The 19,430-nt window shown below is 61.7% G+C and carries 12 protein-coding genes and 2 riboswitches; of the genes, 1 reads left to right on the top strand and 11 read right to left on the bottom strand.

Features of this window, described 5'->3' with window-relative positions:
- Positions 1-31: 31 nt before the first annotated feature.
- A riboswitch (SAM riboswitch) is annotated at positions 32-124 on the top strand.
- Positions 125-480: 356 nt separating this feature from the next.
- Positions 481-1,935 (top strand): amino acid permease, encoded by a 1,455-nt coding sequence (locus IEW18_RS08810; RefSeq protein WP_188557472.1) that lies wholly within the window; start codon positions 481-483, stop codon positions 1,933-1,935.
- Between the two features lie 78 nt (positions 1,936-2,013).
- Here IEW18_RS08810 and IEW18_RS21950 read toward each other — a convergent pair whose 3' ends face one another.
- From IEW18_RS21950 to IEW18_RS08865, 11 genes are all read right to left on the bottom strand, one after another.
- Complete coding sequence (locus tag IEW18_RS21950; protein WP_188557473.1) at positions 2,014-3,522, bottom strand: TSUP family transporter; 1,509 nt, start codon at positions 3,520-3,522, stop codon at positions 2,014-2,016.
- 186 nt (positions 3,523-3,708) lie between these two features.
- Complete coding sequence (locus IEW18_RS08820) at positions 3,709-5,415, bottom strand: NADPH-dependent assimilatory sulfite reductase hemoprotein subunit (protein ID WP_188557474.1); 1,707 nt, start codon at positions 5,413-5,415, stop codon at positions 3,709-3,711.
- Positions 5,416-5,419: 4 nt separating this feature from the next.
- A complete protein-coding gene (locus tag IEW18_RS08825) occupies positions 5,420-6,193 on the bottom strand; it encodes a DUF2490 domain-containing protein (protein ID WP_188557475.1) in 774 nt (257 codons plus the stop codon).
- A 72-nt stretch (positions 6,194-6,265) separates the two neighbouring features.
- Positions 6,266-9,166 (bottom strand): TonB-dependent receptor, encoded by a 2,901-nt coding sequence (locus IEW18_RS08830; RefSeq protein ID WP_188557476.1) that lies wholly within the window; start codon positions 9,164-9,166, stop codon positions 6,266-6,268.
- A gap of 452 nt (positions 9,167-9,618) precedes the next feature.
- Positions 9,619-11,481, bottom strand: a complete 1,863-nt coding sequence (locus tag IEW18_RS08835; RefSeq protein WP_188557477.1) for an assimilatory sulfite reductase (NADPH) flavoprotein subunit — start codon at positions 11,479-11,481, stop codon at positions 9,619-9,621.
- Positions 11,482-11,528: 47 nt separating this feature from the next.
- Positions 11,529-12,332 (bottom strand): uroporphyrinogen-III C-methyltransferase, encoded by an 804-nt coding sequence (gene cobA, locus IEW18_RS08840; protein WP_188557478.1) that lies wholly within the window; start codon positions 12,330-12,332, stop codon positions 11,529-11,531.
- A gap of 239 nt (positions 12,333-12,571) precedes the next feature.
- Positions 12,572-13,858, bottom strand: a complete 1,287-nt coding sequence (locus IEW18_RS08845; protein ID WP_188557479.1) for a sulfate adenylyltransferase subunit 1 — start codon at positions 13,856-13,858, stop codon at positions 12,572-12,574.
- Between the two features lie 119 nt (positions 13,859-13,977).
- A complete protein-coding gene (gene cysD / locus IEW18_RS08850) occupies positions 13,978-14,889 on the bottom strand; it encodes a sulfate adenylyltransferase subunit CysD (RefSeq protein ID WP_188557480.1) in 912 nt (303 codons plus the stop codon).
- A 24-nt stretch (positions 14,890-14,913) separates the two neighbouring features.
- Positions 14,914-15,690, bottom strand: coding sequence for a phosphoadenylyl-sulfate reductase (locus IEW18_RS08855; RefSeq protein ID WP_188557481.1), 777 nt, complete (start codon positions 15,688-15,690; stop codon positions 14,914-14,916).
- Between the two features lie 316 nt (positions 15,691-16,006).
- A riboswitch (SAM riboswitch) is annotated at positions 16,007-16,098 on the bottom strand.
- A gap of 311 nt (positions 16,099-16,409) precedes the next feature.
- Positions 16,410-17,894 carry a lipopolysaccharide biosynthesis protein gene (locus IEW18_RS08860; protein ID WP_188557482.1) on the bottom strand — a complete coding sequence of 495 codons (1,485 nt, stop codon included), beginning with the start codon at positions 17,892-17,894 and terminating at the stop codon, positions 16,410-16,412.
- Positions 17,895-18,018: 124 nt separating this feature from the next.
- A complete protein-coding gene (locus tag IEW18_RS08865) occupies positions 18,019-19,401 on the bottom strand; it encodes a DUF7033 domain-containing protein (protein ID WP_373285714.1) in 1,383 nt (460 codons plus the stop codon).
- Positions 19,402-19,430: the final 29 nt, after the last annotated feature.

Genomic DNA, 19,430 nt, shown 5'->3' on the forward strand with positions numbered 1-19,430 from the left:
CGCCATCAATTCTTTCTAGCCCAAAGGATTGTTTTTATACAGAGGCGCTGAGAGACAGGCTCACTGACGCGTCGGCAACCATCCGCAACTGCTGGAACGGTGCCAATTCCTGACCATATAAAAACAACAAGCCGTGGACTTTTGCCCCTGCCGTCGTACCCGTTTCCTCGTTTCTGCTGCCCGCTGCCGGGCGTCTGCCCACTCGCAGGCCTGTTGTAGCAAGGGCTGTTGTTGCTGAACCTGAACGGACTGCTTTGATAACCACGGCGTAGCCCTCAACACCGTGGCAGCAGGGTACTCTTTCGTTTCTCTTTTTCGGCGCCGCTTGCCGCTGGCTACCTATCTGGTGCGTCCAGGTAGGTGGTAAACAGTTGATTGGCAATGGCTTATGCTGTGCTATGATAGTCGCGTATAGCTGAGGTAGCAAGGGCGCCGGGCTTTTTACTCACCAGCCAACGGTAGCGTTGGCGCATGCTTTTTATGCTTAAAAAATCATTGGAACTGCTACGGCAGGAAGCCGCCGAAACCGGCGCCCACACCCTCAAACGAACCCTGGGGGGCTTCAGCCTCATTGCCATTGGCATCGGGGTAATTATTGGCGCGGGCCTGTTTTCGCTGACCGGCATTGCCGCCGCCAACAACGCCGGGCCGGCCGTGACGCTCTCGTTTGTGGTGGCCGCCGTGGGGTGCGCCTTTTCGGCCCTGTGCTACGCCGAGTTTGCCTCCATGGTGCCGGTAGCCGGCTCGGCCTACACCTACGCCTACGCCACCATGGGCGAGCTGTTTGCCTGGATTATCGGCTGGGACTTAGTGCTGGAATACTCGGTGGGGGCCGCCACGGTGGCCATTAGCTGGTCGCAGTACCTGCTTAAGTTCCTGAGCAAATACGGCATCAACCTGCCCCCGCAACTGGTGTTGTCGCCGTTTGAAACGGCTACGCTCGCCGATGGCACGGCCGTGCACGGGCTGGTAAATATCCCGGCCATGCTGGTGGTGTTGGCTATTACCCTCATCATTATCCGGGGTACTTCGGGCTCGGCGTGGTTTAATGCGTTGGTAGTGACCCTGAAGGTAACCGTGGTGCTGGTGTTCATTGCCCTGGGCTGGCAGTACATCGACCCGGCCAACTACCAACCCTACATCCCCGCGAATACGGGCGTGTTCGGGGAGTTTGGCTGGAGCGGAATTCTGCGCGGGGCCGGAGTAGTGTTCTTCGTGTTCATCGGCTTTGATATTGTAGCTACCATGGCCCAGGAAACCAAGAACCCGCAGAAGAACATGCCCATCGGCATCATCGGCTCCCTGCTGATTTGCACCGTGCTATTCGTGCTCTTCGGCCACGTAATGACGGGTCTGGCCAACTACACCGAGTTCAAGAACAGCGCCGCCCCCGTAGCCATTGCCATCGAGAAAACGCCTTATGCCTGGCTTTCCTCGGCCGTGATTCTGGCCATTATCATCGGCTACACCTCCGTTATTCTGGTGGATTTGCTGGGCCAGAGCCGGGTGTTTTTCTCCATGGCCAAGGACGGGTTGCTACCCCCCGTGTTTGCCCGCATCCATAGCCGCTTCCAGACGCCGCTGCAATCCAACCTGCTGCTGGGCGTGTTCATTGCCCTGTTCGCCGGCTTCGTTCCGATTTCGGTGGTAGGCGAAATGACGAGCATTGGCACCCTGCTGGCCTTCGTGATGGTGTGCATCGGGGTGCTCATCATGCGCAAAAAAGAGCCCAACGCTCCCCGCGGATTCCGTACGCCGCTGGTGCCGCTGGTGCCCATCCTCGGTATCCTGACCTGCCTGGTGATGATGGTGTCCCTGCCCTGGGAAACCTGGCTGCGCCTGGCCGTGTGGCTGGCTATTGGGTTGGCTATCTACTACGGCTACGGCCGCAAGCACAGCAATCTAGGCCAGGAAGCTCAACGTCAAGTCGCGTAAAGCTAACTTTCAGGTGCAACAAAAAGCCCCACCGGTCAACCGGTGGGGCTTTTTATTTGGGCGCATACCTTTTGAATATCACATAAACACCTTGCGCAGGGCCCAGAGGCTCCACACGATTACCATGAGGCCTACGCCCACGAACATCCAGCGCACCGGAATGCGGCCGGCCAGGCGGGCGGCCAGGGGCGAGGCCGCCACCCCGCCCACAATCAGGCCCAGAATTATCTGCCAGTGCGAAATGCCCAGGGTAGCAAAAAACGTAACGGCGCTGGCAAACGTGACGAAAAACTCCGTGACGCTGACCGAGCCGATGACGTACTGCGGGGTGCGGCCCCCGGCAATGAGCGTGCTGGTGACCAGGGGGCCCCAGCCGCCCCCGCCAAACGAGTCCAGAAAGCCCCCGGCCGCGGCCAGCAACCCTAGCTTCTTGTGCTTCTGGCGCGGGCCGGGCTGGGAAAAGGCCTTGGAAATGATGCGCACGCCCAGCAGCAGCAGGTACACCGCCAGCAACGGCTTGACGTAAACCGCATAGGTTTCCCCGAATTTCGAGAGCAGGTAGGCGCCGGTAATAGCGCCCAACACGCCCGGAATCAGGAGCACCTTGAACAGGCGCTTGTTCACGTTGCCGAAGCGGTAGTGGTGGTAGCCCGAAGCCCCGCTGGCAAACATTTCGGCCGTGTGAATGCTGGCACTCACCGCCGCCGGGGAAATATTCAGGCTCATCAAACTAATGGCCGTAACGACCCCGTAGCCCATGCCCAACAGGCCGTCAATCAGCTGGGCGCCAAACCCAATGACCACGAACAGCCAGAACGTATCGGAGTGGGTAGCGGCGCCCCATACCTGCTGCCAGGTGAAGTAGTAGGAGAGAATGTTGAATACCAGCATGGCCGCAAACGCCAGCAGCGCCGTGGTAGCAATGCGCCGCCACCGCGCCGCCGCCGGCGACTCGTAGGCCGGGCCGCCCGTCAGCTCGGCCGTCACGGCATTCAGCGACTTCACTTTATGGGCGAAGTCGCCGCCGACCTTGTCCCGGATAATGGACATGCGCTGGAGCACGTCGTGCAGCTCGTCGGGCAGCGCCTGGGTGAGCATTTCGCGCAGGCGCTTGGCAATGGTGGGCGACTTGCCATTGGTGCTGATGGCAATTTTCAGGTCGCCTTTCTGCACGATGGAGCCCAGGTAGAAGTCGCAGGCCTCGGGCGTGTCGGCTACGTTGCAGAGCAGGCGCTGGCGGGTGGCATCGGCCTTGATGCTGAGGTTCAGGGCTTTGTCGTTGGTGGCCACAATCACCAGGTCGTGGCCGACGAGGTCGGTGGTGTGGTAGGGTTGCTCCCGCAACTGCACCAGCGGGTGGCGGGCGGCCAGGGCCCTGAGCTCCGGCGAAAACCAGGTAGCCACTACCGTTACGGCGGCCGCCGGACTGTTCGAGAGCAGGGCCGCGAGTTTTTCGTGCCCCACGTAGCCCCCGCCCACGAGTAGCACGTGCAGCTGCTCGAGCTTCAGAAAGACGGGAAACAGCCGGTTGCTCGTGTGCTGCGGCGGCGGCTCCGGCTGGGGAAGAAGTTCGTTGGAGAGAGGCATTGGTTGGTGTTGGTTGGAGAGGAGGTAGGGGCAGGATGGCAATAGAACGTCATTCCGAGCTTGCCGAGGAATCTCGCGTGCTGATGTCGCCAAACTAATCTGATTACTAACGGGCAAGATTCCTCGGCTGCGGCTGCGCCTTCGCTCGGAATGACGTTCAGTTAATTACCTTACGAGCAGGAATACCTACTCATGAAAATTCAGGCCGCTGGTGGTGGCTTGAACGTAGCCTTGGCGAATCAGGAAGTCGCCGAAGTGCTCCTGGGGCTGGCGGTTTTGGGCGTAGTCGGCGAAGAGCGGGGTGAGTTCGGCCACGATGCCGTCTTCGTCCAACATTTCCTTGTAGAGCTTGTTCATCCGCTCCCCGTTGAAAGCGGCGCCGAGGTAGAGGTTGTAGCGCCCCACCGCGCGGCCCACCAACCCGATTTCCCCGAGGTAGGGCCGGGCGCAGCCGTTGGGGCAGCCCGTCATCCGAATCAGAATGTCGTCGTGGGTGAGGTTATACGCGGCCAGTACGGGCTCCAATCTATCAATAAGTTGCGGAATGTAGCGTTCCGCTTCGGCAAAAGCCAGGGAGCAGGTATTCAGAGCCACGCAGGCCAGCGCCCCGCGCCGCAGCCCCGAAGTGGTGGCCACGGCTACCCCGTACTGGGCCAGAATGGTTTCGATGGTCAGCCGGTCTTCGGGCGCGACGTTAGCCAGCACCAGGTTCTGGTTGCCGGTCAGGCGGAAGTCGCCGCGGTGGAAGGCCGCTATTTCGCGCAGGGCGGTTTTGAGCTGGCTGCCGGGGCGGTCGGCCACGCGGCCGCCTTCCACGAACAGGGTCAGGTGGTGGGCACCATCGGGGCTCTGGCTCCAGCCAAAGGCGTCGCCGGAACTCTTGAACTGGTAGGCCCGCACCGGCTCCAAGGCAAAACCCAGGCGCTTATCCAGTTCGGCCTTGAACACGTCGAGGCCCACCCGGTCCAGGGTGTACTTGAGGCGGCTGAACTTGCGGTTTTCACGGTTGCCCCAGTCGCGCTGAATGGTGACTATCTTCTCGCACACGTCCACTACCTTCTCGGCGGGCACAAACCCAATCAGGCTGGCCAGGCGGGGGTAGGTGTCGGGCATGCCGAAGGTCATGCCCATGCCGCCACCCACGGCCACGTTAAAGCCCACGAGCTGGCCCCGCTCCTCAATGGCAATCAGGCCCAGGTCGTTGGCGAAGATGTCGGTGTCGTTGTGGGGCGGAATGGCCAGGGCAATCTTGAACTTGCGGGGCAGGTAAGTGCGGCCGTAAATCGGCTCGGCGTCTTCCTCGCCCTCATTCGGCGCGCTGCTGAACTTGGATTCGCCGTTGAGCCACAGCTCCCAGTAGGCCGAGGTGCGCGGGGTGAGGTGGGTGCTGATTTGCTTCGACACCTCGTACACCGCCGCGTGCACCGCCGACTCGTGCGGGTTGGGGTTGCACATCACGTTGCGGTTCACGTCGCCGCAGCCGGCAATGCTGTCCAGCAGGGCCTCGTTGAACCCCTGGATGGTTTTCTTGAGGTTGCGCTTGAGCACGCCGTGGAGCTGAAAGGCCTGGCGGGTAGTGAGCTTGAGCGTGCCGTTGCCGTAGTGGTCGGCCAGCGCGTCCATGCGCGTCCACTGGGCTGGGGTCGCAATGCCACCCGGCACCCGCACCCGAATCATGAGCGAGTACAGGGGCTCCAGCTTCTGGCGCTTGCGCTCCGAGTCCAGGTCGCGGTCCGTCTGCTGGTAGGAGCCGTGGAATTTAATCAGGTGGGTATCGTCGGGGTAGAGGGCGCCGGTGAGGGGGTTCACCAGGCTTTCGGCCAGGGTGCCGCGCAGGTAGTTGCTGGCCTGCTTGACGTGCTCTACTTCGGAAAGTTTGGGGGTATCAGCCATGAGGTTACGGGGCAGAAGTGGGGGTAGTCGGCACCGGCGGCGGGGTCGGCCGCAGGTCGAAGTTGTGGAAGTAAAACACCCGGATGGTGTGCTGATTGCGGTAAGTGCTACCCGCGGGCAGCTGCTGAAACAGGTGCATGTAGCCCCCGTGCAGCTGGGCGTGCGGGTTCAGTTGATACACCAGGCCGGCAAACAGCCGGTTCTGGTCGAAGTAATTAAGGCGAATCTCCCGGCCGAAATTCATCATCACTTCGTTGTTGAGCAGAAACTGCAGCCCGCCGGGCGTAAAGCCCTTGTTGGTCAGGGGCAGAAACAGGGCCGCGTTGTAGCGGGCGCGGTAGTTGAAGTTGAAGTCGTCGGTGCGCTCATTCCCGCCCTGAATGGTGCGCCGGAACCGCTCGTCTAGCCGCACCCACTGCATCAGGCGGGCCCGCGGAAACTTGGTAAACCACTGCACCTGCTGCCAGGGCCGGTGCTCCGCCTGGCTGATGGTGCGGGTGCCTTCGGGAAAGTGGTGCACGTAGGCGTAGCCGGCCGTCAGGCGCACATCATCGGTGAGGTAATACGTCAAGCCTACCCGCGCCAGGCCCTGGGCAAGGTCCCGCACGTAGTGGTCGTGCAGGCGCAGTTGCAGGTCGGTCCAGGTGCCCCAGCGCGACGAGAAGCGGGTTTGGTTGAACACGCCGACCCAGGTTTGCTGCTCGCGCACGTACTGCTTCTGGGTCAGCGCGTGCTGGCTTAGGAGTAGTAGGAAGCCCAGGGAGAGTAACCGTTTCATAACAAGAAGGCTGGTTGTTAGAGCTAGCTCCCCTCCTCAGCTGAGGAGGGGAGCTAGCTTCTAATTCTATTTTTAGCGGAGCACCGTGTTATCAAAGGTTAGGGCCACGTAGTAGAGCCCGCCGATGGTAGGGCCGGCGGCGTACTGGAAGTAGCGGTTGTTGAAGAGGTTGGCCCCGCCCACTTTGATGGTTGATTTCAGGCTGGGCAGGCGCACGTTCACTTGGGCATCTACCGTCTGGTAGGCGGGCACCCGGCCGTTGGCCAGGGGGCTTTCCCAGGTGAAGGTGCTCTGGTGGCGCCACACCACGTTGAAGCCCACATTGCGCACAATTTCACGGTTGCCGAAGGTCACGTTCGTGACCCAGTGCGGGGTGTTGAAACCGGTCACGAAAATGTCAGCTTCCTGGTTGTCGGACAGGGCGTTATAGTTCACGTTGCCGCCCAGGGTAAACTTCTGGTAGAAGTTGTAGGTCAGGCCCAGGGTAGAGCCGTAGCTGTGGTAGTTGTTGCGGGCATTGGTGTACACGCGGTACCGGTCCTGGCGGGCAGCGCGGTTGGTGGCCAGGGCGGCCAGCACGGCCTCATCGGAGCCCACTGGCACCTGCTGGCCGCTGGCGTTTTTGGGCACGCTCACTTCCACCTGCCCCAGGAAGCCGGAGTAGATGTTGTAGTAGGCATTAGCATCAATCGACAACCGGTTGTCGAGCAGCACGCTGCGGTAGCCCACCTCGTAGGCGTTGATTTGCTCGGGCTGCTCCGTGGGTAGGTTGCCGACTTGCAGCAGACTGCGGATTTCGGGGCGCAGGGCCGCTTGCGAAGCTGTGGTGCCGGTGTTGGCGGCCACGTAGGCATTCACGGCCGCGTTAAAGGTGGAAATGGAGGTGAGCGTGTAGGAGTTGTCGAGGTAGTTGAGGCCCTCGTTCACGCGGGCCAGGCCGCCCACCCGGCGCACGTTGCCGTTGTTGACGAAGGACAAGGCCTCGAACAGGGACGGGAAGCGCCAGCCGTTCTGGTAGGAAGCCCGGAAGTTGTGCTTGGCCGCCACGGTGTACACGGCCGCCAGGCGCGGGTTCAGCTTGGGGTCAAACTCGGGGTTGTAGTCGAGGCGAAGGGAGGCGGTGAGCTTCAGGCGGTCCTGGAGCAGCAGCTTGGTGGCCTGCCCGAAACCCCCGATTTTCTGGTAGTACTGGTTGCTGCCGCCGGGCTGGGTGCGTTCCGAGAGGGGCCGGCTGAAGTCCACGAAATTGTTGCCGTCGGGGATGACCTCGTAGAGGCGGGCATCGGCGCCCACTACCACATCCACGAACTTCACCCGCGGGCCCAGGTTCCAGAGGGCGTCGGCGTGGTAGGTGCGGCTGCGCTGGGTGAGGGCGGCCCCGCCGGGAATGGGCGCGCCGGGTACGTTCACGCCGCTGTCCCAGTTGTTGGTGCTGGTAATCTGGTTTTTAAGGGCGTCGAAAGTGGCGGTGCCGGGCACGGCGCGGCCGGCATCGGCTGCGGTGCGGGCTTGGCGCATGGCCTCGGCCAAGGGGGCGCCGGCGCCCAACTGGCGCTGCAGCTCGGTGCGGAACTTGGCGCCCCAGGCCGCATTGGAGCCGTTTTGCAGGTCCAGGTTTAGGGCCAGCGGGTTGAGGTTGTAGGAGTCGCCGGTGTTTTCCACCAGCAGGTAAGCCCGGGCCGTGAAATCCTGACCCTTCAGCTCCAGCTTGTGGTTTTGCACCGTCACGCCGTCGAGCTGAATCTTGTTGCCGCGCTGAAACACGCCGTCCATGAGCCCAAACCGGTAGCCGTAGCTCATTTCCAGCTTATCCGTGAGCTTGTAGTGCAGGCTGGCGTCGGCCTTGATGTTGCGCACGATGGGGTTGGTGAGGTCCCGCTCGTAGTAGCCCGTGCGCCGGATGTTAAAGGTTTCGTTGCGGCCCTGGTAGGGAATGGTGATGCTCACGTTGCCGGCGTTGTCGTCGCCGTAGCGGTTCCAGAGGTCGGCGGCGGGGTTGTTGGCCCCGCTCAGCTCCGGGAAGCGCGGGTTAGCCGAGCTCAGGCGCTGCGGGTTCTGGTCGGTTTGGGTATCGGAGAGCCAGTCGGTGCCGCGCAGGTAGCTCAGGTTTACTTTGTAGGCCCAGCGCTGCGTCGGGCCCAGGGCCTGGGCCCAGCGCACGGCCGTTTCGGTGAGCACGCTCGGGTCCCGGTCCTGGCCATCGACGTGGTTGACGCCTACCTTCTGGTACACGCTCAGGCCCCGGTAGCTGAACGGGCTTTTGGTGGCGAGGTTGGCCATGCCGTTGATGGCGTTCATGCCATACAAGGCCGAGGCCGCGCCGGGCGTAATTTCCACGCTGGCAATATCCAGCTCCGTGGGCCCGATGGCGTTGCCCAGTGGCACCCCGAGGGTAGCGGCCTGCATGTCCACCCCGTCCACGAGCTGCATAAAGCGGAAGTTGTTCGGGATGTTGAAGCCACGGGTGTTGGGCACTTTGAACGTGAGCGAGGAGGTCGTCATCTGCACGCCCTTCACGTTTTCCAGCGCGTCGTAGAAGCTGGGCGCCGGCGTTTCCTTGATGGCCCGGATGTCGAGCTTCTCGATGGCTACCGGCGAGGTCAGCCGACTCTCCTCCACCCGCGAGGCCGACACGACCACCTCACTCATCGACACGGCCTTGGACTCCAGCTGCACGGCAATGGGCTGGCTGCCGCTGGCAATTTCCAGTTCCCGGGCCTCGTAACCTAAAATGTTGAACACGAGCGTAAACGGAAAGCGCAGCTTGGCCTTGAGCGCAAACTGCCCGTTCTGGTCGCTGAGCGTACCGGCCGAGCCGCCCTTCACGCTGATGCTCACGCCGGGCAGGGGCTGCTGGGTGCCTTTCTCGCGAACGGTCCCGCTCACGGAAATCAGGGCCTCCTGGGCGTGCAGCGAGGTAGCACTGGCCAGAACAAACGCCGGCAGCAGGAGGGAAGCGTATGCGTGCTTCATTACGAATCAGATGAAGTTCTGGAAAGAAGAGGAGGTAGGAGCAGGCCTTTTGCCGGGAAAGAACCCGCGGGGATACAGGCCGCGAAAGGCGCCGAAACGGAGCAGCTGCTCGCGTCAGGCCGCGCGGCAGCAGTTACCGGCTACAACAACATCGTCTTGGCAGAAGGCGCATCAGCGGAGTAGTGAGGAAGGGTATTTAGAGTGGATTCTGGTCGTCGTGCAGAGGCGCAGCCGAAGCATCTCGCGTGCTGATGGCTGCTAACCTCCTCGTTCACTAGCCCAGGGTTGAAACCCTGGGCTATGGAGCGGTTCTCGTTGGACGGCTGTAGAGACGCGACACTTCGCGTCTCCTCGTTGCTGACGGTGTTTAGCTTGAGGTTGTCGTTCAGGCGCCGAGACGCGAAGTGTCGCGTCTCTACATCGTTCTGGCCTCAGCTTACAAGGGTTCCGCTTTAGTACACGTCCTCTAGGTAGCGGCGGGATTTGCGGAGCTGCTTGAGGTAGTCGGCGGCGTAGGCTTCGCCCTGGCCGCTTTCCTGAGCAATGACGGTTAGGAGGGCACGCTGCACGTCGGCGGCCATGCGGTTCTTGTCGCCGCAGACGTAGAAATGGGCGCCGTTTTCGAGCTGGTCGTAGAGGCGGCGGCTTTGCTCCAGCAAGCGGTGCTGAATGTAGAGTTTCGCTTCCTGGTCGCGGGAGAAAGCCACGTCGAGGCGGTGGAGGGTGCCGCGCTTGAGGTGCTGCTGCCACTCGGTCTGGTAGAGGAAGTCGGTGGTAAAGTGGGGGTTGCCGAACACCAGCCAATTCTGGCCCGCAGCGCCAGTTTCGGCCCGCTCCTCCACGAAGGCCCGGAACGGCGCCACGCCTGTGCCCGCGCCTACCATAATAATATCGGTGCTCGGGTCCTGGGGCAGCTTGAAGTACTCGTTGCGGTCCACCCACACCCGGGCCGTGTCGCCGATGAGCAGGTGGTCGGCCTGGAAGCTGGAGCAAGCGCCGTGCTTATGGCGGCCGTTGCTCTGGTAGCGCACCGCGCCCACCGTGAGGTGCACTTCCTCAGCGTGAGCCAGCAGGGAAGAGGCAATGGAATAGGCCCGGGCCGGCAGGGGCCGCAGCACCGCCGCCAGCTGCTGCCCCGACAGCTCCACCGGGAACTCCTGGAGCAAATCGGCCACGTCGCGGCCGTAGAGGTAGGCGGGCAGCGCGGCCTTATCGGTCAGGATTTCGCGCAGCTGGGGGTAGTGTGGGGCCAGGGCGGCGTAGCGCTCCAGCACGTCGCGGGTCACGACGGAGAGTTCCAGTCGCTCCGTTAGCACCGTGGTCAGGTCCAGCTCCGAGCTTTCCAGGCGCACGGGGGCGGCAGCGTCCAGGCGGGCGGCATCCAGCACTTCCTGCACCAGGCCGGGGCGGTTGTGGGGCTGCACCATCAGGGCGTCGCCGGGTTCATACTCGATGCCGGAGCCGGCCAGGGAGAACTCCAGGTGGTAGGTTTCCTTGGTGGAGCCGCGGCCGTTAAGCTGAATCTTTTCCAGCAGCTCAGCCTCGAAGGGGTTGCGGCTGGTGTACTCGACTGGCTCTTCCAGCTCCACTGCCGCGCCGCCTGCCAGGGCCGGCAGGGCAGTTGCTTTTACGTGCGCCGCCGCCGAGGTAGCGGCTACCGGCGCCGCTACCGGCGGCCCCGATTCGGCAATCAGCTCCAACACCTGCCCGGCCCAGCGGTGGGCTTCGGCTTCAAATTCTACGTCGCAATCCACGCGCTCCACGAGGCGCTTGGCGCCCAGCTCGGCTAGGCGCTGGTCGAACTCGAAACCGGTCTGGCAGAACTGCAGGTAGCTTTTGTCGCCCAGGGCCAGCACGGCGAAACGCAGCTCCGGCAGCTTGGGGGCGCGGGTACTGAGCAAAAACTGGTGCAGCTCTTCGGCGGCAATGGGCGGGTCGCCTTCCCCCTGGGTGCTCACCACCACCAGCAGTTGCTGCTCGGTTTTGAGGTCCTTGGTGGGGTAGTCGTTCATGTCGCGCACGGTAGCCGCTAGGCCGCGCTGCCGGGCCGCTTCGGCCACAATGCCGGCGGCTTTCTTGCTGTTGCCGGTCTGGGAGCCGTAGAGAATGGTGAGGCTGGGAGCCGCTGGCGCCGCGGCGGTGGCGGGCGCGGCGGCCGTAACCAGGGTGCTGGCGGCAGCACCCGTATCGGCGCCTACCCGACCGTAGAGGTAGCCGCTCAGCCAGAGCAGTTGCCGGTCAGAAAGCCCCGCCGTCAGCTGCTGGAGCGTGGCTTCATCAAAGCCAATGGGTAGGGTACTGGAAGAGGAAGACATGAGAGAAATTCTGGCGGTGAAAAGCGCGAGGCTGAACAGAGGAGCAATCAGGCTACCTTGGCGTAGGAGGCCGGGGGAGCAACCGCAAAAGCGGCGGGCGGCAGGGTGGCCGCCAAACTGGCGGTAGTGGCAAGGCACGTCACCTCGCCAATGATGATGATGGCCGGGGCGCCGATGCCCGCTGCCGCGGCCAGGGCCGGTAGCGCCGCCACCGGACCCGTTACCAGCTGGGCGTGCGGTAGGGTCCCGTTCTGCACGATGGCCGCCGGCGTATCGGCCTGCCCGTGCCGGCTGAACACGGCCACGATATTTTCCAGCTCGCCCAGGCCCATGAGTATCACGGTGGTAGCCCGGGAGCAGGCCGCCTCCACCACGCTACCCGACAGCTCGCCGGTGGCCGTGGTGGCCGTAATGATGCGGAATCCTTCGCTCAGCCCGCGGTGCGTCACCGGAATGCCCACGCTGCCCGCCGCCGCCACCGCACTGCTGATGCCGGGCACGTAGTCGGTGGCCAGCCCGTGGGCCTCGGCGTACAGCATTTCCTCCCGGCCCCGCCCAAACACGAACGGGTCGCCGCCTTTTAGCCGCACCACGTGCCCGTAGCGGTGGGCGTACTCCACAATCAGGGCATTGATTTCGTCCTGCCCGTAGCTGCGCATGCCCCGGCGCTTGCCCACCGGCACGGTTACGGCATCGGGGCGGGCGTGCTGGAGCAGGGCGTGGTTGGCCAGGGCATCATACAGAATGACGTCGGCCTCGGCCAGCACCCGCGCCCCCTTGAGCGTGAGCAGCTCCGGGTCGCCGGGACCAGCCCCGAGGACCGTAAGACGAGGCAATTTGGTTATGGGCATGGGGGTAGGGGAATTAGTTGTCAGAGGAGCAGAGTATCTTGCTTGGGCTCCCTGGGCTTCTCCGGGAAGAGGAACGATGTAGAGACGTGACACTTCGCGTCTCCCGCATGCTGATGTTGTTTATACTGCGCGACCTGCGTTGTTCTGACGGGAGACGCGAAGTGTCGCGTCTCTACATCGTTCTACTAGCAGCTCGTGAGATGCTTCCTGCGTCAGCCTGACGTTCGACTACCGTCGCACTAGATAGAAAAGGCCACCGGCGGGCCGACGGGCAAAGTGAAGTACTCGGAGTTGGCGGCTTCCACCAGGCCGGCTGCCACGGTGTCGCCGGTCAGCTCATCGACAAGGATAAAGGAGCCGCTGGCGCGGTTTTCCAGATAGGTGTCCACGGCCAGGGGTAGGGCCGTTTTCAGGCGCACCCGCACGATGTCGTTGAGCTGGGCCGAGTCGGCGGCGGCGCGGGCGAAGGTGTGCACGTTTACCTTGTAGAGAATGGCCGGAATGGCCGCCTTCACCAGGGTCGAATGATGCTGCACCAGCAGCTTGCGGCCGGGCCAGAGGGGCTGCTCGCTCATCCAGCACAGGGTAGCTTCCAGCTCGCGAGTAAGGGTAGGCGCCTCGGCCAGCGGCACGATGGAGTCGCCGCGGCTCACGTCCACGTCGTCGCGCAGGCGCAGCACCACGGCCTGGGGCGCGGCGGCCGTTTCCACTTCCTGCTGGCTTACTTCAATGGCTTCGATGGTAGATTCCAGGCCCGAGGGCAGCACCTTCACCCGGTCGCCGCGGCGGTACTGGCCGCTCTGGATCTGGCCGGCGTAGCCGCGGTAGTCGGGCAGTTCGGCGGTCTGGGGGCGGATGACGTACTGCACCTGAAAGCGGCCCGGCGCGGCCGTTTCCGTAGCGCCGGGCACGCTTTCCAGGTGTTCCAGCAAACTTGGGCCCACGTACCAGGGTAGGTGCACTGAGCGCTTCACCACGTTGTCGCCGTTGAGGGCGCTGAGCGGAATAGCCGTGGCCGCGGGCAGGTTGAAGTGGTTGGTCAGCTCGGCGTAATCGGTGGCAATCCGGGCGAAAACGGCCTCGTCGTAGCCCACTAGGTCCATCTTGTTCACGGCCAGCACGAAGTTCCGGATGCCCAGCAGGGCGGCAATCAGGGTGTGGCGGCGGGTTTGCTCAATCACGCCCTGGCGGGCATCCACCAGCACAATGGCCAGGTCAGCGTTGCTGGCACCGGTTACCATGTTGCGGGTGTACTGCACGTGGCCCGGCGCATCAGTAATGATGAACTTGCGGCGCGGGGTAGTAAAGTACTTGTAGGCCACATCAATGGTGATGCCCTGCTCGCGCTCGGCGCGCAAGCCGTCGGTCAGCAAGGCCAAATCCACGGTGCCATTAGAAGCCTGGCGCTTCTCCAGGGCCGCCAGCACGTCCAGCGACACGGATTCGGAGTCATAAAGCAGCCGCCCAATCAGGGTGCTTTTGCCGTCGTCTACGCTGCCGCAGGTTATAAATCGAAGAAGGTCCATGTTGGTGATGAGGTGAAAGGTGATGAGGTGAAATGTGGTTAGGTGACAGAGTAAAGCGAGGTAGGAGACTGGATAGCAGGTCCGTTTTACCTCATTACTTTATCACCTCATCACCCCACTTAGAAATACCCGTTGCGTTTGCGGTCTTCCATGCCGGCTTCGGAGATGTTGTCGTCGAGGCGGGTGGCGCCCCGCTCGCTTACTTTGGCCAGCAGCAGGTCCTGGATGATGTCCTCCACGGTGCTGGCGTCGCTTTCCACGGCGGCCGTGCAGGTCGAGTCGCCGACGGTGCGGAAGCGCACCTGCCGGGTCACAATCTCATCGTCCTCATCGAGGCGCAGGTGCTCGGAAAGGCCCAGGAGCTGGCCGGTGGGCAGTACCACGCAGCGGCGCTCGTGGCCAAAGTAGATGTCGGGCAGGGCAATGTTTTCGCGCTGAATGTAGCGCCACACGTCCAGCTCGGTCCAGTTGGAAATGGGGAAGACGCGCACGTTTTCGCCCTTCTGAATACGGCCGTTGTACACATTCCAGAGCTCGGGGCGCTGGCGCTTGGGGTCCCACTGGCCAAACTCGTCGCGCACGGAGAAGATGCGCTCCTTGGCCCGGGCCTTTTCCTCGTCGCGGCGCGCCCCGCCGATGCAGGCGTCAAACTCAAACTCCTCGATTACCTCCAGCAGGGTGTAGGTCTGCAGCGGGTTGCGACTGGGGTACTTGCCACCCGGCTCCCGCAGGCGCTGGCGCTTAATGGTGTCTTCTACCTGGCGCACAATCAGCTTCTCGCCCAACTGCTCGGCTAGCTGGTCGCGGTAGGCCAGCACTTCCGGGAAGTTGTGGCCGGTATCCACGTGCACCAGCGGAAACGGGAAACGGCCGGGCCAGAAGGCCTTTTCGGCCAGGCGAGTCAGCACGATGGAGTCTTTGCCACCCGAAAACAGCAGGGCCGGGCGCTCAAACTGGCCGGCTACTTCCCGCAGAATGTGGATGGCTTCGGCTTCGAGCCGGTCGAGGTAATCAAAGGAGGAGGTACTCATATGAGTTGGGATGACAAGAGGATATTAACCTGCCGGAACGGGCTCTACTACTGGGTCGGGGCCGTTGTGGTGGGCGGTGACGTGCAGGCCGCATTCTTTGGCCGAGAGGTCTTCCCACCACCAGCGGCCGGCCCGGAAGTCCTCGCCGGGGCGGATGGCGCGGGTGCAGGGGGCGCACCCGATGCTCACGAAGCCCTGCTGGTGCAGGGTGTTGACGGGCACGTTGTGCTCTTTGGTGAAGGCCACGGCCTGGTCCCAGGTCCAGTCGAACAGCGGGTGAACTTTCACGAGGTTGTGAGCCGCGTCCCACTCCACCGGGTCCATGGTTTGGCGGTTCTGCGACTGCTCGGCGCGGATGCCCGTAACCCAGGCGGCTTTGCCCGCCAGGGCCCGGTTTAGGGGCTCTACTTTGCGGATAAAGCAGCATTCCTTGCGGTTGTCCACGCTTTCGTAGAAGCTATTCGGACCCTTGGCCAGCATGAGCTGCTCCACGCTTTCCCGCTGGGGGTAGTACACGGCAATAGGTTGCCCGTACTTCAGCAGGGTCTTGTTCCAGGTGGCGTAGGTTTCCTGAAAATTGCGGCCCGTATCGAGGGTAAATACCTGAATAGGCAGCTCGTGGGTGAAAATCAGGTGGCTGAGTATCTGGTCTTCCAGGCCGAAGGAGGTCGAGAAAACGGCCTGCTCGGGGAAATATTCAGCTACGAGGCGCAGCCGCTCCAGGGCCGAAGCCTGGATCAGCCGGGGGCGCAGGTCGTCCAGCAACGCGTGGACGGCCGGCGCAGCATCTGCTGCGGACATAACAAGAAGGGGGAGGGAAGCCAGCCCGTGGGCACAGGCTTCAGCTGATAGGATGGCCCTACCCTGCGTCAGTGGCCCAAGGGTAAGGGCGCAGCTAGCAGTAGTAAGGGCGAAAAGCCGGGTGTGCGGGCGACAGTAGCTACGCGAAAAACCGTGTCAGCAGAGTTGCTGGGCACACAACCCAGGAAAAAAAGGAGGAGGTGAGTTACGCCTGACAACAACACGCCATGCCCAGCATAGCACAACACCCATGCTGTAAAGCGCGGGGGGTGGCGGATGCGGCGGCGGAGTTAGACAAGCGGTTCACGGTACGTTGTTTTTATATGGTCAGGAGTTGGCACCGTTTCGGATGGTCCGCTGGTTGCCGGCGTTTCGTCGAGCCTGTCTCTCCACGCCTCTGTATAAAAACAATCCTTTGTGGGTAAAGAATTGATAGGGCAAAAGTAGTGGTCAGAATTTTACACTACCAAATTTTATTTTTTCTACAGTAGCGTTTGGCCTACTCCAGGCGGACAAAGCAACCCGAGTAGAAGTACTGGTCAGCAGAAAGTGATTGTTGGAAAAGTTAAAGGCATTCAGGGGGTTGAAGCAGCATTGTTGTCCGGCTCGCCTGTTGCCTTGTAGCTAGCAATTGACTACGTAGACGCCGCAAATAGCAGTCCGACAGTTGCTGGGGAAGTGCGATGTATGGTTAAGGCCGATGCGCAGATTATGCAATTTTACTTTTTCGGGAAACGTGCCCGAATCTTCGCTAAAAACAAGGTCGCCTCGGGTGAGGAATTAGTGGCCAGAATCAGCGTGGCATAGACTACCGTGAGCACGGTGGAGCGCAAAAGCATGGTAAGCAGGGGCGAACTAAGGGTAGGCAGGAGCCAGGCCGCTACCCCAGCCACGGCGGCAATACCCACTATCAGGGGGATGCGCCAGGTGAAGGGCTGCATGCGGTAGCTGTGCCACACAAACCAGGTGCGGGCCACGTTAATGCTCACTTGGGCCACGCAGGCCGCCACCGCCGCCCCCACCATGCCAAGGCGCGGAATCAGCAGCCCGTTCAGCACAATGGTAAGCACGGCCAGCGACACGTTAAAAATCAAATCGAAGCGGTAGCGGGGGGAGGTTACCACCATCAGACCGTTGACGCCCGTGATGCCATCGAAGAGCTTGCTACCCAGCAGCAGCAACACGACCACCGTGCCTTCGGCGTAGCGGGCGTTGCGCATCAGGGAGTAGATAAAGTCCAGGTTCAGGCTAATACCCAGGAATAAAAAGCAGCCTAACAGGGTGTTAAGTCGGGTAGCGCGGCGGTAGAAATCGGCCATGCGCGGCAGGTCCTGCTGCTTCCAGTAGTCGGCCAGGAGGGGAAACGCCACTTTGTTGAGCGAGCGGGCCGGAATAGCCAGGGCCGTGCTGATGTTGCTGGCTACCACGTAGATACCGGCCGCCGCCACGCTCACCTGGGCGCCCACCATCAGCGTGTCGATATACAGAATGATGCTGCCCGAGAGGCTGCCGAGCAGGGTAAAGGCGCCCATGCCCAGCATCTCGCGCAGAGGCCGCACCGTGAGCACCTGCCGCGTGGGCCGCCAGTGCAGCTCGCCAATGGCCGCCACGTAACCCGTCAGCAGCAGGGCCAGAGCGCTGTTTACGCCCACAAACCACAGCACGTAGCCCGAAAACGAGAGGTAGCCTAATCCAAACAGGAACGCGCCCCCTACAATCAAAATCCGCAGCAGAATATCCTGCACGAAAGAAGAAAAGGCCGTGTGATACAGCGCTTTCAGGTAAGCATCCTGCACCGAGTACAGCATGGTAAAAAAGGCCAGCACGGCGCCCCAGGCGTAATAGGGAGCCAGCAAGGGCGCATCCCGGCCGTACCAAGGCAGCAGCAGCGGCTCGCCCACAAAATACAGGGCCGTAACTACCGCAAACCCCAGCAACGGCACGCCCACCAGCAGCGGCAGAAACCCCTGGTGGCCCGACTCCGGCTGGCGGAAGTAGGGAAAAAACCGGATACCTACGCTGGCAAAGCCGAAGGCCGCAATCTGCGCGTACAGCGTAGCCACCGAGGCCAGCGTGGCCGTTACGCCCAACTGCTGGGGCTCCAGAAAATTCGGCAGCACCAGGGCCGTACTCACGAAGCCCAGCGCCAGCCCGATGTAGGAAATAATGGTGTTGCGCAGCCCCTGCCGCTGAACGATACCCAAACAGTGAAATGGTGAAGTGGTGAGGTGGTGAATGAACGAGCAATGTCATTCCGAGCGAAGCGAGGAATCTGGGTTTGCCATGCGATAAAGTAGCCCAGATTCTTCCCGCGTCGGAATAACAATGCTAGCCCATTTGCTCACAAATTTCCTGGCCGTTGACGAAGGCCACGTTGCGGCTGCGAAGGTAGTCCATGATTTCGGCGAACTGGTGAGGGCCGGTATTCTCGTTGGCCGGGTCGAAGTTCTCGTTGTGCCAGAGCACCGTGCACACGCCCCCAAACCGCTCGATTTCCTGAAACATTAGCGTCAGGGCGGGTAGTATTTCCTCGGGCTCTAGCTGCAGGTAACGCGGGTGGTGGAGGGTCGCATCCATTACGTTGAGCGGAATTTCCAGGAAGGAGAAAGACTTACCTTGTTGAAAGTCAAAGGGGTAAAACGGCAGGCAGTAGGAGTTGCGAAAGCCGTAATACTCGGCAAAGCCCAGAGTAGAATCGTACTTATATAGCAGTGTGTCAAGAATAACTGGTGTGATACGAGGCTCCCATTGCAGGTAATGAAAGCGGATGCCATAGGCTTTCACACCATTGCGCAGGTGTTGTAGGCGGTGTTCCTCGCGCTTCAAGTGAGCATGGTAAGGTGCGCCTAAGCTAACATGTATTCCAATTTCAGAAGTGCCAATAGCCGCTGCTGCTTCAGGCCACACCTTCTGCAGTTTGTAATCAGCATTAGGCGTACCGTTTGCGGCCGGTCGATGCTCAGGCAAGAAGAAAAACGTGCTTTTGGCCCCGTAGCTCGCCACCGTTTGTTGCACCTGCGCCAGGTTGTCCCAGGCGTCGGGGGTAGTGAGGTGCCGCCACAGCTGCCGTCCGAAGCTCAGGAGCCGGCCCTGGCGCAAGGCGGATTTGGCGGGGGCTTTCCAGGCACTGTAGAGGTTATCGATGTCGTGGGTAATGAAAGCAGCCCAGGAGGCACCATTGGCCCAGCGGCGCGGCGTCAGCGGCTGGCCCGTAACGTGCTCCACGGCGGTTTTCAGGACATCGAAATAGTAGTTCACCACCGGCATGGTCACGAAGCCGTAGCGGTGCTGCACGCTGGCTGAGTAGGGGAAACGGCCGTGCTGGTCACGTTCCTCCGAAAAATACTCCTGCCAGCCGCTAAGCAGGTAGAAAGCCGCCGAAATGATATCAGGATCAATAAGAGCCGTTCCATCAGATCTTAACTCAAGAAGCGGTTGCCCAGAGTCATCATCGAGAAAAAATGGAATTTCTTGTCCCTTCCAATTACGCCAACTAACCTCGTGGGAATAGGGATAAGGTTGTTGGCGCGTGAAAAACTCATCTTTCCCACTACCAATGGTTATTTGAGCGCCCTTATTACTTATTGGATAATAATTAATTGTTGGAAGCGACGTGACCGTGTAGGCCATGCGGAAGTGCCGGAGCACATAAGCCAAGCGGGTTTCTGCGGAAACAGGGAGCGGCGCAGTAGGAAAGGCAGGAGCAGTCATCCCGGCAAAATACGTCCTACTGAACAACT

Source organism: Hymenobacter glacieicola, from assembly GCF_014640315.1.
GTDB lineage: Bacteria > Bacteroidota > Bacteroidia > Cytophagales > Hymenobacteraceae > Hymenobacter > Hymenobacter glacieicola.

Bases quoted from the DNA above. Each gene is read 5' to 3' on its own strand.
- IEW18_RS08810 (WP_188557472.1), top strand. From the start codon at position 481: ATGCTTAAAAAATCATTGGAACTGCTACGGCAGGAAGCCGCCGAAACC.
- IEW18_RS21950 (WP_188557473.1), bottom strand. From the start codon at position 3,522: ATGCCTCTCTCCAACGAACTTCTTCCCCAGCCGGAGCCGCCGCCGCAG.
- IEW18_RS08820 (WP_188557474.1), bottom strand. From the start codon at position 5,415: ATGGCTGATACCCCCAAACTTTCCGAAGTAGAGCACGTCAAGCAGGCC.
- IEW18_RS08825 (WP_188557475.1), bottom strand. From the start codon at position 6,193: ATGAAACGGTTACTCTCCCTGGGCTTCCTACTACTCCTAAGCCAGCAC.
- IEW18_RS08830 (WP_188557476.1), bottom strand. From the start codon at position 9,166: ATGAAGCACGCATACGCTTCCCTCCTGCTGCCGGCGTTTGTTCTGGCC.
- IEW18_RS08835 (WP_188557477.1), bottom strand. From the start codon at position 11,481: ATGTCTTCCTCTTCCAGTACCCTACCCATTGGCTTTGATGAAGCCACG.
- cobA (WP_188557478.1), bottom strand. From the start codon at position 12,332: ATGCCCATAACCAAATTGCCTCGTCTTACGGTCCTCGGGGCTGGTCCC.
- IEW18_RS08845 (WP_188557479.1), bottom strand. From the start codon at position 13,858: ATGGACCTTCTTCGATTTATAACCTGCGGCAGCGTAGACGACGGCAAA.
- cysD (WP_188557480.1), bottom strand. From the start codon at position 14,889: ATGAGTACCTCCTCCTTTGATTACCTCGACCGGCTCGAAGCCGAAGCC.
- IEW18_RS08855 (WP_188557481.1), bottom strand. From the start codon at position 15,690: ATGTCCGCAGCAGATGCTGCGCCGGCCGTCCACGCGTTGCTGGACGAC.
- IEW18_RS08865 (WP_373285714.1), bottom strand. From the start codon at position 19,401: ATGACTGCTCCTGCCTTTCCTACTGCGCCGCTCCCTGTTTCCGCAGAA.